Consider the following 17,410-nt stretch of genomic DNA (forward strand, 5'->3'; position numbering starts at 1 on the left):
TTGTTGCTTTTCAACTAATCAGGACAAGAACATATTGAAATATAGGCGTTAAAAGAAATCCCAATTCCGAAATAATATCAGAATTGGGATTTTTTTATCTTCTGGATTTAAAATAGTCTGCTAAATTTTCACAACCCGACAAATCAACACTATATTCGGGAAATTGTGTGGCAACCTTTTTCGAATCACTATATTCATTCTCTTCAGCATAATCCATCATCCGCAGACAAAGTGCTTTGAATTTTGCTGTTTTGGCATTTTGAAAAGCCAATTTGTAATAGGCGACAGCCTTAAGTTTGTTTCGGTACTCTATTTCGTCTATATATGATTCATTTTCATAATCTTGCCCAAAATAAGAAGTACTGCTGAAATAACGGCGCATCATCCATGAATTACCATAATCTGACATATTGTAATAGCAGTTCGCCAGAAGAAAATAGTAATAATCTCTATCTTTGGTTTTCGGATTATTGGCCAGATTGTTGTATTTTATCAAATGTTCAGTGATGGAAAGTTTGGTAACCAAAAACCTTTCTTTATGTTCAATAAAGTTTTCCGTATGTTTAAAATCATAAAACGGATTCTGGTCAAAAGTATAATCATCGCCATAATTTCCTCTTTCCCATGCATTGTAATTATCTTCCCAATATCTTTCATTTATAGATTTAAAAGTAATTAAAGCATTACTCAATTGATTTTCCCGAATGTATTTTGTTCCCAATAAATCCTTCAAATAATCTTTATCTTTAAGCAATTTGGCATAAATCGCTTTTTCGAATTGGCTTAAATTTCCTCCTTTCAATTTATTGACAATAATCTGCAGATCCTTGGCCGAATACACAAAATCCAAATAGTCAAAATAAGTATAAAACACTTCCAAATTTCCTGATGTTTGGATACGATTGCCTTGCCATTCTACATCGCTAGTATCATAACCATTATCAAAATTTGATTCCAATAAAGAGATTAAAGCAATTCCATCTGTAATATTACCTTTAAACTCCAATTCTCTTCCCAAAGCAAAAATAAAACGTTCGTCGTTTTTATATTTTAAAATCACATTTTGGATCTCATGCTTGATGATGGCTTTTCCATTTTCCTGATTGGCAGTAAGGCAGAGTGCTTTTATTTTTTCAATCTGTTCTAAAGACTTATCGTTTTTAAACTTTTTTTCGAATGAGGCTATATGCTGTAAACAATCGGCATATTTTCGGGTCATAAACAGCAGATTGATTTGAGAAGCTTCCCAAACCAAAGGGTCCTGTATCGCTTTCAAATCGATGGATTCTACAAAATCCAAAACATTCAGAGCATACAATCGGTCTTTTTCAGAACGGTCTCTTAATATTTGAGTAGTAATTTTATCATTATCTTCACTCCAATAATCAAATTGTGTCGACGGAGAATAATTGGAATAATAAGGTGTATAAACCCAATCTTCAATTTTATTAATTTCACGCAAAAGCAAAAACCCAAGAATTTCTGATTTTGGATTATTTTTATAAATTTCTTTTAGGTAATCTAGGTTCTTATCCACTTTTTGAACAGAAGCATACGCATAAACATTAGCAATTTCCTCTTTGCTCCTAGCATGCTTTAAAGCTTCTGAAATTTTAAACCCTTCGTGAAAATAGTAATAACTGGCATATGTTTTCTCAGGACAATTTGACATTAAATTGGCTGTATTCAACATAGATTCAGCATCTGATTTTGTAAAATTATAGAAAAACAAACTCCAATAATACAGATAATCTTTTTTGCTTCTATTGAAATTATTCTCAAAAACAGTTTTTATAACATCCATTTCTCCAGCATAATACGCAAATCGAGTCGTCAAAAAAGCATATTTACGTTTAAAATAGGAATTGCGTTCTTGTTGGGTAATTTTAACTAATTTATTCAAGAAATCACCTCTCTTATTTGTGTTCACAGCCTCATCTCTTTCCCAAACATCCTGCTCGAAAAAACCATTAATCATTTCACAGTTCTTTGCTGTCTTCAAATAGGTAATCGCATCTTTTTTATCGTTTTTATAAAGATATTGGATAAAATCATTATTGCTTTTGGGACTAATATCCGTAAGCGTCAAATTATTATTGAAATCTTCAATAGATTCAACACTTACCTTTCTATTGGTAAAATTATACCAATCCAAGATATTGGCTTCCACACTAGTTTTGTAACTATTTGAATTTAGATCATAATCAAACCCCCATAGATTAGCATTATAGTAAAATGCTTTATAGTGGGAATATTTGAAATATTCGGGTCTTAATAAACAATACCTAATATCCTCCCCATAAGGCGAATAACCACATGCGATGCTCTTGTAAAAACTACTTACTAAAAGAACTGTAAAAACTAGAAATTTCTTCATTACTGTATTTTTTAAAAGTGCTGTCATCTAAATGAAATAGGGAAATAGTCGTATTAGCGTCCAATTCTACATTCTTTTTTATTATCGAAATTGCTTTGCTGATTGTTTCAGCACTCACTTCTTCGCATTTAATTTGGTCTCCTTTTTTGAAAAAAGTGTCATATTGATAAGTGCTGTCTTTTGTCACCTCATACCACAATGGCTTTACAGGTTTTGTAAACCCTGCAATATCTGACGAATTAAGATTTACCAATCCCGAAAAACGATTATTTTCATACCATTGGGTCCAATAAAATACGGGTAATACCACATCTAAATGCATAGGATAACTGCGCCTTTCATTCAAATAGGATTCCAATTCGGAAATGTCCAAAATTGAGTTTTTATCTTTGCTGGACAAGGGTTTTATCAGATTATAACACATCAGCATTGCTTTATCCACAGGCGGAACTCCCATAATATCTGGATATTTATAGGGATAAAGCCGAAGAGTACAGCTAATTTCCTTGTTGGATAGTTCTTTTATTTTTTTCAGCAAATAGAAATACTTCTCTTTGGTCGATTTAGTCCAATCGCAGTCTATCTGAATTTCCGAATACTCAAAAATGTTTTTATCACTGTAATCTTTATGGTATTTGTCAATCAGAAAAACAATATTATCTGCTAGTTTGTCCAGCGATTTTTCAGTATTATATTGAAAGATTTCGTTTTTAATAAAAATAGTTGGTACAATAGCTAACGAATCTAACCGGCGGAATTCATACTCTCTAGGCCTATTCTTTTCATAAGGAAAATTGCCCATCGTTTCATTATAATCTACTTCAAAAAATTTTACATAGATTTTTTGAACCTGTAGTTTGTTAATTTTTTCAATGGATACATCGTCAAAAGAAGTATTGCTTTTCCAGTAATAAAAAGCTCTTTCAACATTTTCTACTTTATTTTCCTTTTTTGAACAAGACAAAAACAAAGCAGAAACAAAGACAAACAAAACGATTTTTTTCATTAGGAATAGGGATTTTATTAAAGTGTAAAATCGTACTAAAATTATATAATTTCGAAATACAAAATCAACAATGAAACCATTTTTTTGACTGAAAACAAAAAATCCCAATCCTAAAATAGTATCAGAATTGGGATTCATTTTTTAAGATAATTTACTTATTTCAATCCAGCCAGACTCTGCTCAATTGTAGTAATTTTAGAAAGCGCATCGGCTTCTTTTTATCTTTCAATAGGCTCAACTTTGTTTGAAACACAAGCGACAAGAGAAATTACTTTCAGCACCATATACATTATAACATTAAATTTTAAATAATTATTATATCTTTAACACGATTATTCTACAATTAAATGACTCGATTTTATGCAACACAGATTTTTTTTCAGCTTACTATTTTCACTTTTTTTCTTTTCATGTGATAATCATGAGGAGATTACTCAAACCAAGCCAACTATTTTTATACCAACCAAATGGACAAAAGGAACCGGCACAATTGATGATCCTTATCAAATTGAAATCCCAGAACATCTTGTTTATTTATCAAAAACAGTAAATGAGGCTGTTCCAAGAACAGCAGAAGCCCAACGTTTTTCAAATAAATATTTCAAAATAATGAACGATATTGATTTAAATAACATCCTATTTATACCAATTGGAAATATTTATGATTTGCCTTTTATTGGTAATCTGGATGGGAATTTTAAAAAAATAATCAATTTAAAAATCAAAATAACCAATGAGCATGAACCTGCTGGTCTATTTGGATCTTTAAATTCTAGAATAAAGAATTTAAGCATTATAAATGGCTCTATTGAAGGGCAAAATTCAGTAGGAGGCATAGCTGGTGAAGCAAATGCTAATATAGAAAACTGTTCCTTTGAAGGAAATATTATTGGAAAAGATGGAGTTGGAGGCATTGCTGGAACTGGTTACCTTAATATAAATAATTGTTCCTTTAATGGAAGTATCCAAGGAGAAGCTTTTATTGGTGGCATAGTTGGAGACAATATTGGATCAAATGGCCAAATAAAAAATTGTTTTAACAAAGGAACTATCAGAGGAACGACAATGGTTGGAGGCATAATAGGAATTAATTATGATAGTGTTATACAAGAGTGCTACAACATTGGCAATATTACGGCAAGTAAAGAAATTGCAGGAGGAATAATCGGATTAAGTTTGGGAGGTAGGAACTTAAATATTCCAAACTACATAAATAATTGTTATAATAAGGGGAGAATTCTGGCTCAAAAATATGTTGCTGGTATTACAGGTAAACAAGATCAAGGCCTAATATTCAACTGCTATAACACAGGGGAAATTTCAAAATTATCAGAAGAATACAGCAATCCAATTGCTAAAGGATATGATTATGTATTTAATTATGTTGATAATTGTTATTACTTAAGTAGCTCAATAATTTTAGACCCAAATATTGTTCTTGTCAGAGGCATTAGTAAAGAAAAAAACTACATGACAACCGTTTCCTTTGTAAATGACCTAAATAATAGTATTTTACCAAATGCATGGAAGCAGGACAAAATCCCCAATATAAATGGTGGTTACCCAATCTTGTCTTGGCAATAACTGATTCGATTTTCTAACAAATATACATTTGCAAACATAATCCGAAGTCCTAAGCATTAGTATTTAAAAAAAATCCCAATCCTGAAATTTTCAGAATTGGGATTTAATTTTTTAAGATAATTGACTTATTTCAATCCAGCCAAACTCTGCTCGATTGTAGCAATTTTAGAAAGCGCATCTGCTTCTTTTTTGCGTTCGTTTTCTATGATTTCAGGTTTGGCATTGGCTACAAACTTTTCATTTGAAAGCTTCACCTGAACCGATTTCAAGAAACCTTTAATGTAATTTAACTCTTCGGTCAATTTCGTAATTTCTGCTTCAACATCAATATTTCCAGTAATCGGAATAAAATATTCATTCGATTTTACGCGGAAAGACAACGCTCCATCTACTTTATCTGAAACATATTCTAAAGATGTGATATTTCCTAATTTGGTTACCACCGAATCAAAATAAGTAGAAGCTTTATCATTATTTACTACTTTCAATTCAATCGTATCTTTGAATGGAATATTCTTGTCTTTACGAATCGTTCTGATTCCGGAAATCACTTCAATTGAATTTTCAAAATCAGTAATTAATTTAGCATCAAACGGTTTTAACTCTGGCCAAGTCGAAACGATTAAAGCTTCTTCTGTAGTTCTTTCTGCAATATGTTGCCAAATTTCTTCTGTCAAAAATGGCATAAATGGGTGCAACAATTTCAAGTTGTTTTCTAGCATTTCTATCGCTTTCGCAAAAGTTACGCTGTCAATTGGCTGTTGGTATGCAGGTTTAATCATTTCCAAGAACCAAGAACAGAAATCATCCCAAACCAATTTGTAAATCCCCATTAAAGCATCAGAGATTCTGTATTTTTCAAAATTGTCTTCGATTTCTAAAAGTGTCTGCTGTAATTTGGCTTCATACCATTCAATCGCTACTTTTGAAGATTCTGGTTGTGAAATTGAATCTGAAACTTCCCAACCTTTAATCAGTTTGAAAGCATTCCAGATTTTATTTGTAAATCCTTTTCCTTGGCTACACAATTCTTCATCAAACATAATATCGTTTCCTGCGGAAGCACTCAAAAGCAATCCCACACGAACTCCATCGGCACCAAACTTCTCGATTAATTCCAAAGGTTCTGGTGAATTACCTAACGATTTAGACATTTTACGTCTTTGCTTGTCACGAACCAAACCAGTTAAATACACATTTGTAAATGGTTTTTCACCAGCATATTCGTAACCCGCAATAATCATTCTCGCTACCCAGAAAAATAAAATATCTGGACCGGTTACTAAATCATTTGTTGGATAATAATATTTGAAATCTTCATTTTCTGGATCCATAATTCCCCCAAAAACAGACATTGGCCACAGCCAAGAAGAAAACCAAGTATCTAGAGCATCGGCATCTTGCTTTAAATTGTTAATGGTTAATTGTTGATTGTTTGTAGCTTCTTTAGCCAAAGCTAAGGCATCATCAATATTTTCAGCAACCACGAAATCTTCTTTTCCATCACCATAATAGTACGCAGGGATTTGTTGCCCCCACCACAATTGACGGGAAATATTCCAGTCACGGATATTATTTAACCAATGAGCATACGTATTATTAAAACGTGCTGGATGCAATTTAATATCTCCATCAACCAAAACCGATTGAATAGCTGGTTTTACTAAATCTTCCATTTTCAAGAACCATTGATCAGATAATCTTGGCTCAATAACGGCTTTCGTTCTTTCTGAAGTTCCTACTTTATTCAAGTGAATTTCAGTTTTTGCTAAATCACCTTTTTCTTCTAATTCTTTAGCAATTTCAGTACGAACTACAAAACGATCTTTCCCTTGATAATGCAAACCAAAACTATTTAAACTTGCATCTTCATTGAAAATATCAATGATTTCTAAATTGTGTTTTTCTCCTAATGCCTTATCATTCACATCGTGAGCAGGCGTTACTTTCAAACAACCCGTTCCAAACTCAACATCTACATATTCATCTTCGATAATTGGAATCACACGACCACAAATTGGCACAATCGCTTTCTTTCCTTTCAAATGAGTAAAACGTTCATCATTTGGGTTGATACAAATTGCAGTATCCCCGAAAATAGTTTCAGGACGAGTAGTTGCAACCGTTAAGAAATCTTCTGAATCTTCGATTTTATATTTTAAGAAAAATAATTTTCCTTGTTGTTCTTCATAAATAACTTCTTCGTCTGACAAAGTTGTTTTCGCTTCCGGATCCCAGTTCACCATTCGATACCCACGATAAATCAAACCTTTGTTGTATAAATCCACAAAAGATTTAATTACAGATGCCGACATATCAGGATCCATTGTAAACTTGGTTCTGTCCCAATCACAAGAACAACCTAATTGTTTCAATTGTTCAAGAATAGTTCCTCCATATTTATCGGTCCATTCGTAAGCGTGTTTCAAAAACTCTTCACGACTCAAATCAGCTTTATTGATCCCTTCGGATTTTAATTTGGCAACTACTTTCGCCTCTGTTGCAATCGAAGCGTGATCCGTTCCAGGAACCCAACAAGCATTAAAACCTTTCAAACGAGCACGACGAATCAACACATCTTGAATCGTATTATTAAGCATGTGTCCCATGTGTAAAACTCCAGTCACATTCGGTGGCGGGATTACAATAGAATAAGGTGTTCTATGGTCTGGCTCCGAATGAAAATAATTATTCTTCATCCAGTAATCATACCATTTATTTTCAATGGTTTTAGCGTCAAATTGTGCAGGAATTGTCATAAAAAAGCAACTGTTAAAACCAAAATTAAACTTTGGTTTGATTTTTGATATTTATATAAAGGACAAAAGTAAATAATTAAGCACAGTATAAAAAGAGAAATAAAAAATTGTGCATTAATTATAAAGTAGTACATTTACTATACCTACTAAAAACCTAATCAAATGAAAAATATAAAATTTCTTTTATTATTATTGTTCGTAAGCTATATGGGCTTTGCACAAAGTGGCCCTAAGATTGAAATCCAGCAAAGTGAAAATACTGTTGATTATGGAAAAGTAAAAAAATCGACTGATAATGGGGTTCGAAGTTTTACATTTACCAATAATGGAGATGCACCGTTAACCATAACCGGAATTCAGACTACTGCTAGTTTCACGATATTATACAAACCAAATCAGCCAATTGCACCAGGAAAATCAGATAAAATTGAAATTAAATACAACATGAATCTTGGTCCAATTCGAAAAACTATAACATTAGAGACTAATGCTGTAAATTATGAAGGCGGAAGAGTTCCTCTCAAAATTAAAGGGGAAGTACTCACAAATTAAAAACAAAAAAACGCTTTTTAAAAAGCGTTTTTTTGTTTTTACAGATCATCAATCAGCTGAAATCCAAATTTTAAAACTTTACCATTCCTATCTATTTCCAAGTAAATCCATTTATCTTCTTCTGATTTAAACATTTCATTCAATTTTTCCAATGAATACCGGTAAGCTGGTGCTTTATTAATAGATATTATTATGTCTCCAACCAGCAGACCAGATTTTTCCGCTGCTGATTTTTTTCGAATATTAGCAATCTCATATACTGGTTTTAGCTCAAATTTATATCTAAAATCATTTGTAACATTATTTCCCTCCCTATCAAATGAAATCCCTCCGGATAATGGAACTGTTTCCATTTTCACTGTTTCTTTTACCCACTGTATTCCATTGTGCTTTATTTCGATACCACTTTTATTATAACCAAATGGCTCACTGAATCTAGAATTTTTTCTTAAATAGAGTTGCTGGTTTTGATAATCAAAAACCACCGAAAACCGTTTTAAAATTTCTCCTCCCACAGATCCTGCTCTATCTTTAACCATACGGACACTTTTGATAGAACTCGAATCTGGAAAAGCTACAATCGGAGATCTAAAAGTATATTTATCAAATGAAAAATTCTTTACCCGTGCTCTTTTCCCTTCAATATCACCGCTAAAGCCTTTCCCTAAAAAATCATCAAAATTTTTAGCTGGAACTTTAATATCTTCTGATAAATTCTGAAAAAGCCATACCGAATCACTATTCCCTGTATCCAGGAGTAATTTTGTTGAAACTCTGGATTCTTTCATTTCAACTATCCCAATTAAATAAGGTTTTAGTTTCTCTATTGTAATTGGAATTTTATCAAATTTTTTTTCGATTTTTTTTCGATTTGTTTCATTATTTTTATAAACAACAACTCTCTTATTTGCATAGTCAAAACGAACCAAGTTATTCTTAAAAAATTGATAACCAATAATACCATTTACTGGAATACCAATTTGTGAAGAAAGATTAAAACTCTGATCGAGAATAACGTAAATTAACTGATAGTTAGCTTTTACACCATTCAATTCCAAAATATTATTGGTTGTTTTCAACCCTTCAATCGCATCTTCACTTCCCAGCCCTCTCAAGCTTATTTTTTCGGAATTAAAAAAATTAACATTTGGATTATCTTCCAGACTAAAAAGAATAGTTTCCTCAACACCGGTATCCAGAAGAAAATTCAATTCTACTCCATTTACCTTTATAGGAATAAAAACTAAATTATTAATTAAGGTAATAGGGATCGTAACTTTTTCAATTCCTTTTTCAAAAACAAAACCCTCTTGGGCAAATACTGAGGATATTGCTATAAAAAAAAGAAAAATTACACACTTTTTTTGCATTTAGTTAAATTTCTATATTAATATTCAATTATACGAAAATAATAGGCAAAAAGCAATAAAATAGAAACAATGTTTACAGTGTTTTTAGAAAATAAATTGCAATTTTGCACCTCAAATTTATAATCATGCCTGAAATTTCAATCAGAGGTCGGAGAATGCCGGAATCGCCAATCCGAAAATTGGCTCCTTATGCTGACATAGCTAAAAAAAAGGGACATAAAGTCTATCATTTAAACATTGGACAACCCGATATAAAGAGCCCAGAAATTGCCATCCAAGCGATAAAAAACATTGATTTATCGATTATCGAATACGGTCCTTCTGCAGGATACGAAAGCTACCGAAAAAAACTGGCCAAATTTTACACCAAACAAGATGTAAAAGTTGGTTATGAAGATATCATGATAACTACTGGAGGATCAGAAGCACTTTTGTTCGCTCTTGGAAGTATCATGGATCCAGGAGATGAAGTCATTATTCCTGAACCTTTTTATGCCAATTACAGCGCTTTTTCGGAAGAATCAAGTGCGAAAGTGGTGCCTGTAATTTCTAATATCGAAAGCGGATTTACACTGCCTACAATTGAAGAATTTGAAAAAGCAATTACGCCAAAATCTAAAGCGATCTTAATCTGTAACCCAAATAACCCGACAGGCTATTTATATTCTGAATCGGAAATTAAACAGCTGGGAGAATTGGTTAAAAAACATGATTTGTTTTTGATTGCTGATGAAGTATACCGCGAATTTATCTATGATGAAAGAGATCATCACTTTTCGGTGATGAACCTGCAAGGAATCGAGCAGAATGTCATCATGATTGATTCGGTTTCCAAAAGATACAGCATGTGCGGTGCGCGTATTGGATGTATGGTTACTAAAAATAGAGAAGTTATAGCTGCTGCAATGAAATTTGCACAAGCACGTTTATGTCCGCCAACAATCGAACAGATTGCATGCGAAGCTGCAATTGACACACCTCAAAGTTATTTTGACGAAGTAATCGTTGAATACAAAGAGCGAAGAGATATTTTAATTAGCGAATTAAACAAAATAGACGGCGTAATCGTGAAAACTCCGAAAGCTTCTTTTTACTGTATCGCTCAATTGCCTATTGATAATGCTGATGACTTTGCGCAATGGCTTTTGGAAAAATATGAACTGAATGGTGAAACGGTAATGATCGCTCCTGCTGCAGGATTTTATTCGACTCCCGGCGTAGGCTTGAACCAGGTTCGTATTGCTTATGTTTTGAAAAAAGAAGATTTAATCAATGCTGTTAGAATTTTGAAAGAAGCGATTAGCGTTTATAATTCGAAATAAAAAAAGATTTATCATAAATATCAAAAGCAATATCGCTCAAAACGATATTGCTTTTTTGTTTTTATTCCAAAACATTTAACCAATCTTAGTATTTAAGACATTAGGAAGTTTTGAATAATTATCAATTTGAGATTTAGAGAATTTAGGTTTTCTGCAGAGACCTAACAGGTTTTAAAAACCTGTTAGGTCTGAATAGCAGTTTTTCATTTCATACCTTACTTTGTCCTTCTGATAAAACAAAAATGCTGTCCTTTAGCCCCGATTGCAGTGAAAATCCTTGTATGCCGGGTTTCGGCATACAAGATTGTAACGAAAAGCGGGAGCAATGCTGTTATAAAACCCAAATATTCTGCTCCTATTAAACAATAATAAACTTCTATTTATTGATAGAATTAAAAGCCAAAACGATAGAAAATGTTTCCTTTTTATTAATTATCTTTACCCCTCAAAAATAGACAATCATAATAACAGTATCTTTTAATGATAAACAACGAAGAATTTCAAGACGAAATAGGAAACAATCATATTAGTACAAATGCTAAAAACCCTGTAAGAGACGATGCTTTTGCGATTACAGATGACGAAAAGATTGAAAAAATAAAAAAAGATGTTGAAAGCATTCTATTAACACTTGGAATGGATTTGACTGACGACAGCATGAAAGGAACTCCTAATCGTGTTGCAAAAATGTTTGTAAAAGAAATTTTTGGCGGATTAAATCCTGACAAAAAACCAAAAGCTTCGACTTTTGAGAATAATTACAAATACGGCGAGATGTTAGTTGAAAAAAACATTACGCTTTACTCCACCTGCGAACATCATTTATTGCCAATTATCGGAAGAGCTCATGTGGCTTACATTTCGAGCGGAAGGGTTATTGGTCTTTCTAAAATGAATCGTATTGTTGAACATTTTGCTAAAAGACCTCAAGTACAAGAGCGCTTAACGATGCAGATTGTTCAGGAGCTTCAGGAAGCCTTAGGGACTGAAGATGTTGCCTGCGTGATTGACGCCAAACACCTTTGCGTGAACTCTAGAGGAATCAAAGACATCGAAAGCAGTACGGTAACTTCTGAATTTGGCGGAAAATTCAAAGATGCACAAATCAAAAGAGAGTTTTTGGATTACATTAAATTGGAAACTAAATTCTAAATATCGTTTAATCGTTAATTTGTTTAATTGTTAAATCGGATTAAAGTATGTATGTTTTTTCATTCGAGAAACTTGAAGTTTGGCAAAATTCCAGAGAATTTGTTTTGACAATTTATAAACTGACTAATAATTTTCCATCCAGTGAAATTTATGCCATTACATCTCAAATAAAAAGAAGTTCGTCATCTATTGCAACAAACATAGCTGAAGGAACTTCTAGGAACACAAATAAAGATAAAGCTCACTTTCTGACAATTTCATACTCTTCGGCAACAGAAACATTAAACCATTTAATAATTTCAAAAGATCTTGATTATATTACAGAAGAAGAATATTTATTTTGTAGAGAAAAACTTGAAAAAATTTGCAATCAAATTAATAGCTTAAAAAAATACTACCTTTCACAAGGGTAAAAAAGTTTAATCGTTGAATTCTTTACCAGATTAAACAATTCAACGATTAAACGATTAAACAATAAACGAATAAACACATGCCATTATATAAAAGCCAAACCTTAAAAATATACAATTCTCTTTCGGGAGAAAAAGAAACATTTACGCCAATCAACGAAGGAAATGTGGGTATGTATGTATGTGGACCAACGGTTTACAGCAATGTGCATCTTGGAAATGTGAGAACTTTTATGTCATTTGATGTAATCTTTAGGTACTTACAGCATTTGGATTTTAAGGTACGCTACGTACGTAATATTACCGATGTTGGTCATATCGTAGACGACGTAGATGAAGGGGAAGATAAAATCGCCAAAAAAGCGCGTTTGGAACAATTGGAACCGATGGAAGTGGTACAACGTTATACTGTAGATTTTCATGATATCTTAAATGCTTTTAACTTTCTGCCTCCGAGCATCGAACCGACTGCAACGGGACATATTATTGAGCAAATTGAAATCATAAAAACCATAATTGACAAAGGAATTGGTTATGTTGCCAATGGATCGGTTTATTTTGATGTGGTTAAATTCAATGAAACTAATCATTACGGTATATTAAGCGGACGCAACATTGAAGACATGCTTGCCAACACCCGCGATCTTGATGGACAATCGGACAAAAGGAATCCACAGGATTTTGCGCTTTGGAAAAAAGCCGAACCACAGCATATTATGCGATGGCCTTCGCCTTGGAGCGACGGTTTTCCAGGCTGGCACTTGGAATGTACTGCAATGAGTACTAAATATCTGGGTAACCATTTTGACATTCACGGTGGCGGAATGGATTTGAAATTCCCGCACCACGAATGTGAAATTGCTCAAAACGAGGCTTGCACAGGTCATACTCCTGTAAATTACTGGATGCATGCTAATATGCTTACCCTGAACGGTAAAAAAATGGCAAAGTCTACTGGAAACAATATTTTGCCTGGCGAAATTTTAACAGGAGACAATACTTTTTTAAGCAAAGCTTTTTCAGCTTCAGTAGCACGTTTCTTCATGTTACAGGCACATTACAGAAGTATTCTTGATTTCTCTGATGAAGCTATTATTGCAGCTGAAAAAGGATATAAAAGACTGATGGAAGCAATGGATGCTCTAAAAGGAATTTCAGCAAAAGAAACTAGCTCACTAGATATTACTGGCTGGAAACAATTGTGTTATGATGCTATGAACGATGATTTCAATACGCCGATTCTTATTGCGCAATTATTTGAAGGCGTTCGTTATATTAATTTACTAAAAGACGAAAAAGAAATTTTAAATACTGCCGATTTGAAACTATTTACAGCAACAATGGAGGCTTTTGTATTTGATGTTTTGGGATTGGAAGAAGAAAAATCAAATGGTAATACCGATAAATTAGAAGGTGTCGTGAACATGCTTATCGGCATGCGTAAGCAGGCAAGAGACAATAAAGATTTTGCGATGTCTGACCAAATCCGTGACCAATTGATTGCCTTGGGAATTCAATTAAAAGACGGAAAAGAAGGCACTACGTTTAACATAAATTGATTTTAGATTGCTGATTAACAATTTTTGACTTCAGATTTCTCAGCAAATGAAATCGAAAATCGTTAATCATAAATCGTTAATCATAAATCAAAAAATCGATGAAATTTCTAACTGCTCCTTTTATTTTGCTAGTACGTTTTTATCAGGGCGCTATTTCCCCTTTTACTCCGGCTGCTTGTAGATTTGAACCTACTTGCTCTAGTTATATGATTCAGGCGCTGCAAATTCATGGATTATTTTATGGAGGTTATTTAGGAATAAAAAGGATTTTGAGCTGTCATCCTTGGGGCGGAAAAGGCTATGACCCGGTCCCCGAGAAAAAATGCAGTCACAATCATTAAAAGAAAAACTCTTACCTTTTAGTTAACATAATTGTTCGAATCAAAATAGTATTTTCACAAAAAAATAAAATTATAAATGACACACGCTTTAAACATTGTTTGGAATCCCTCTGAAGGTATCGATTTAGGTTTTTTCATTATCCGTTATTACAGTTTGATGTTTGTAATCGCTTTTGGATTGGGCTGGTACATCATGAAACATATTTTTGACAGAGAGAATATTGCCATCGATAAATTGGATTCCTTATTTGTTTGGACAGTGTTAGCTACTTTGGTCGGTGCGCGTTTAGGACACGTTTTCTTTTACGATTGGGAATATTATCGAAACAATTTAGCAGAAATCATATTACCTTTCCGTTTTAATCCAAAATTTGAATTCACAGGATACCAAGGTCTAGCAAGTCACGGAGCTACTATTTCAATTATTGCTGCGATGTATTTTTTCAGCAAAAAAGTACTTCACAAACCTGTTTTATGGATATTAGACAGAGTCGTGATTCCATGTGCCAGCGGTGCTATTTTTGTGAGATTGGGGAATTTTTTCAATTCTGAAATTGTGGGTAAAGAAACTACTTCTGCATTTGGAATCCGTTTTGTGAGAGATCAGTTTTCTCCAAGAGAAGCTGTCAATTCAACAAACCTTCCTACTCCAAAAGAAGCATATAATGCCATTGCTTCCAATCCTCAATATGCAAATTTACTAAATCAGGTTCCGGCAAAACATCCTGCTCAATTATATGAAGCTTTCTGTTATATTTTTGTTTTTGCAGTTTTGTTTTTCCTTTATTGGAAAACAGATGCAAGAAAAAAATCAGGTTTTTTATTCGGTTTGTTCTTAGTACTTTTATTCACCGTGCGTATTATAGTCGAATCAGTTAAAGAAAGCCAAGGCGGCTTCGAGAGTGATTTAGGAAATATATTATCAACAGGACAATGGCTGAGTATTCCATTTATACTTGTGGGATTGTATTTTGTTTTTACTGCAAAAAAGACAAGTGAAATATAAATCACGTTTTATATAATTTAAAATAGCCACTGAAAATTCGGTGGCTATTTTTTTAATAATTATCCTAATCTTGAAGTCTTATAAATTGTCATTTCTCCATCCAGATAAAGTTCAGAAACCTCACTAAATTTCACGAAATATAATTGTTTCATATGCAGATCGAGACCTTCTTTATTTTTCCAAATCTCATGAAAAATAAAAACATTTGGATCTTCTATATTTTGATGCAGATCATATTGTAGACAGGCTGCTTCTTTTCTAGAATTCTCTACCAAATTGAGCAAAATTGTTTTTAATTCTTCTCTCTTTTCAGATTTACTTTTAATAATTACCGTCAAATTTATTTCCATAATTAGTTCAAAAAAACGTTAGTCAGATGATTTCTATACATTTCTAAATCGCTGTTTAAATTAGCCCCTTTCATGACATCGTGAAAATGCAAACTTTCCAAAGGCTCCAATCCAGTAAAAGCATTCATTCTGTGGAAACCAAATAATACTCCATCGTCAACACTTGTTTCTCCAAAGAATTCCCCAGGCAATGTGAAAGCTTCTTTTGGTGCATTCCAAGACGAAGTTACCATGTATTTTCTGCCGTGAAGCATCCCTCCTGTTCCATAATTAATAGCAGGATTTTTAGAGGAACGGCCGTCACTTTTGTAAATGCCATTATCGTGACCTTCGGTAAAAACCACGTCGATATATTTTTTAAAAGCATGAGGCAGCTGAAACCACCAAATCGGCGTATGATAAATGATGACATCTGCCCAGACAAATTTTTCTACTTCTTTAGCAGGATCATACTCATCGTTTACATCTGTGCTTCTTACCTCAAAATCTTTATTATTTACAAAAAATTCTGCCGTTGCATTTGCAATTGTCTCATTAAATTTTCCGCCTGAATGTCCGAACTTTTGCCCGCCGTTTATTATAAATATCTTTTTCATTTTTATTAGTTTTAATTTGATAGTGCAAATTTAAAACCAATATATCTATTATTAAAATAACATAATTAATACATTTGCATCATAATTATAATAGATTAAAAATGGTAAATCTAGAATGGTACAGAACTTTTAAATATATTTATAAAACCGGCACCTTAACCGGCGCAGCAGATTCATTATTTATTTCACAGCCTGGTGTCAGTCTGCATTTGAGTTCGCTCGAAAGTTATGTTGGTTATAAATTATTCGACAGAACCAGCCGAAAAATGGTTCCAACCGAAAAAGGGAAAGTCTTATACAATTTCATAACAGATGCATTATCTAAATTGGAAGAAGCTGAGAAAAATTTCCAGCGAAGCACTGAAAAAAACACACCAACCATCAGCATCGGAATGTGTTTTGAGACCTTCCAAATTACGCTAGAACCTTACCTAGCAACTTTTCCTTTCAATGTGATTATACAGTTTGGAGAATATCCCGAAATGATTGAAAACTTAGACAAAGGAATATTAGACTTAATCATTACACCGCAAATGATTATCAAAAACAATATCGACTATCAGGCTTTCTCATCTGAAACGATTGTTCTTATTGCAGGCAATGAAACTGATTCAGATGCTTTTGAAACTTTAAAAAAAGAAAATAACGCTACAGCAATTGAACTCTGGCTGAAACAGCAAAGATGGTACGGTACAACCGGAGACATGGAGCATTTAAGACGTTTCTGGCAGCTTAATTTCAACAAATATGCAGATTTCAGACCAAATTATATTGTTCCGAATTTAAACTCCATAGTACGCTGTTTAAGCAACAGTAATGGTCTGGCCGTAATTCCGGATTTTTTATGCAAAACAGAATTGGAAAACGGTAAAATTAAGCTTTTATGGAAAGGAAACACTCCTTTAAAAAACACACTCTACTTTGCAAACAAAAGAAAAACGATTTACACTGATGAGATACAATTAATAAAAAACACTTTTATGAAAATAATGTGATTTCAGATTTTACAAATAAAAAAACTGCTAC

The 17,410-nt window shown here is 32.9% G+C and carries 15 protein-coding genes; 9 read left to right on the forward strand and 6 right to left on the reverse strand.

The genetic code is table 11. The features are described from left to right. Positions 1-94: 94 nt before the first annotated feature. Entirely contained in the window at positions 95-2,377 is a 2,283-nt protein-coding gene (locus tag C8P67_RS11495) for a hypothetical protein (protein WP_147298225.1), read from the reverse strand. Continuing rightward, positions 2,337-3,383 (reverse strand): hypothetical protein, encoded by a 1,047-nt coding sequence (locus tag C8P67_RS11500; RefSeq protein ID WP_147298226.1) that lies wholly within the window; start codon positions 3,381-3,383, stop codon positions 2,337-2,339. The genes C8P67_RS11495 and C8P67_RS11500 overlap by 41 nt, the downstream gene beginning before the upstream one ends. Positions 3,384-3,743: 360 nt before the next feature. Here C8P67_RS11500 and C8P67_RS11505 point away from each other — a divergent pair, with 360 nt between their 5' ends. Next, the gene (locus C8P67_RS11505) at positions 3,744-4,967 is read left to right on the forward strand and encodes a GLUG motif-containing protein (protein ID WP_115813328.1); all 1,224 of its coding nucleotides are present in this window, start codon (positions 3,744-3,746) and stop codon (positions 4,965-4,967) included. 125 nt (positions 4,968-5,092) lie between these two features. On the opposite strand, the gene C8P67_RS11510 is transcribed toward C8P67_RS11505, so the two are convergent. After that, positions 5,093-7,726, reverse strand: coding sequence for a valine--tRNA ligase (locus tag C8P67_RS11510; RefSeq protein ID WP_115813329.1), 2,634 nt, complete (start codon positions 7,724-7,726; stop codon positions 5,093-5,095). A gap of 162 nt (positions 7,727-7,888) precedes the next feature. On the opposite strand from C8P67_RS11510, the gene C8P67_RS11515 reads away from it, so the two are divergent. Further along, entirely contained in the window at positions 7,889-8,278 is a 390-nt protein-coding gene (locus tag C8P67_RS11515) for a DUF1573 domain-containing protein (protein WP_115813330.1), read from the forward strand. Between the two features lie 38 nt (positions 8,279-8,316). Here the strand turns inward: C8P67_RS11515 and C8P67_RS11520 are convergent, their stop codons facing one another. Beyond that, positions 8,317-9,648: a PDZ domain-containing protein gene (locus C8P67_RS11520; protein ID WP_115813331.1), complete on the reverse strand. Its 1,332-nt coding sequence runs from the start codon at positions 9,646-9,648 to the stop codon at positions 8,317-8,319. Between the two features lie 125 nt (positions 9,649-9,773). Here C8P67_RS11520 and C8P67_RS11525 point away from each other — a divergent pair, with 125 nt between their 5' ends. From C8P67_RS11525 to lgt, 6 genes are all read left to right on the forward strand, one after another. Further along, entirely contained in the window at positions 9,774-10,970 is a 1,197-nt protein-coding gene (locus tag C8P67_RS11525) for a pyridoxal phosphate-dependent aminotransferase (protein ID WP_115813332.1), read from the forward strand. 480 nt (positions 10,971-11,450) lie between these two features. After that, positions 11,451-12,122, forward strand: coding sequence for a GTP cyclohydrolase I FolE (folE, locus tag C8P67_RS11530; protein ID WP_115813333.1), 672 nt, complete (start codon positions 11,451-11,453; stop codon positions 12,120-12,122). A 47-nt stretch (positions 12,123-12,169) separates the two neighbouring features. After that, positions 12,170-12,535 carry a four helix bundle protein gene (locus tag C8P67_RS11535; protein ID WP_115813334.1) on the forward strand — a complete coding sequence of 122 codons (366 nt, stop codon included), beginning with the start codon at positions 12,170-12,172 and terminating at the stop codon, positions 12,533-12,535. Between the two features lie 77 nt (positions 12,536-12,612). Beyond that, complete coding sequence (cysS, locus tag C8P67_RS11540; protein WP_115813335.1) at positions 12,613-14,091, forward strand: cysteine--tRNA ligase; 1,479 nt, start codon at positions 12,613-12,615, stop codon at positions 14,089-14,091. A gap of 98 nt (positions 14,092-14,189) precedes the next feature. After that, positions 14,190-14,432, forward strand: coding sequence for a membrane protein insertion efficiency factor YidD (yidD, locus tag C8P67_RS11545; protein ID WP_115813336.1), 243 nt, complete (start codon positions 14,190-14,192; stop codon positions 14,430-14,432). A 76-nt stretch (positions 14,433-14,508) separates the two neighbouring features. Further along, positions 14,509-15,438, forward strand: a complete 930-nt coding sequence (lgt, locus tag C8P67_RS11550; RefSeq protein ID WP_115813337.1) for a prolipoprotein diacylglyceryl transferase — start codon at positions 14,509-14,511, stop codon at positions 15,436-15,438. Positions 15,439-15,497: 59 nt separating this feature from the next. Here the strand turns inward: lgt and C8P67_RS11555 are convergent, their stop codons facing one another. Together C8P67_RS11555 and C8P67_RS11560 are read right to left on the reverse strand one after the other, a co-directional pair. After that, positions 15,498-15,788 (reverse strand): putative quinol monooxygenase, encoded by a 291-nt coding sequence (locus C8P67_RS11555; RefSeq protein WP_115813338.1) that lies wholly within the window; start codon positions 15,786-15,788, stop codon positions 15,498-15,500. A gap of 2 nt (positions 15,789-15,790) precedes the next feature. After that, positions 15,791-16,384, reverse strand: a complete 594-nt coding sequence (locus tag C8P67_RS11560) for an NAD(P)H-dependent oxidoreductase (RefSeq protein WP_115813339.1) — start codon at positions 16,382-16,384, stop codon at positions 15,791-15,793. A gap of 101 nt (positions 16,385-16,485) precedes the next feature. On the opposite strand from C8P67_RS11560, the gene C8P67_RS11565 reads away from it, so the two are divergent. After that, on the forward strand, positions 16,486-17,379 hold the full coding sequence (locus C8P67_RS11565; RefSeq protein ID WP_115813340.1) for a LysR family transcriptional regulator: 894 nt from the start codon (positions 16,486-16,488) through the stop codon (positions 17,377-17,379). Positions 17,380-17,410: the final 31 nt, after the last annotated feature.

Origin of the sequence: Flavobacterium aquicola (assembly GCF_003385115.1) — a bacterium.
Classification (GTDB): domain Bacteria; phylum Bacteroidota; class Bacteroidia; order Flavobacteriales; family Flavobacteriaceae; genus Flavobacterium; species Flavobacterium aquicola.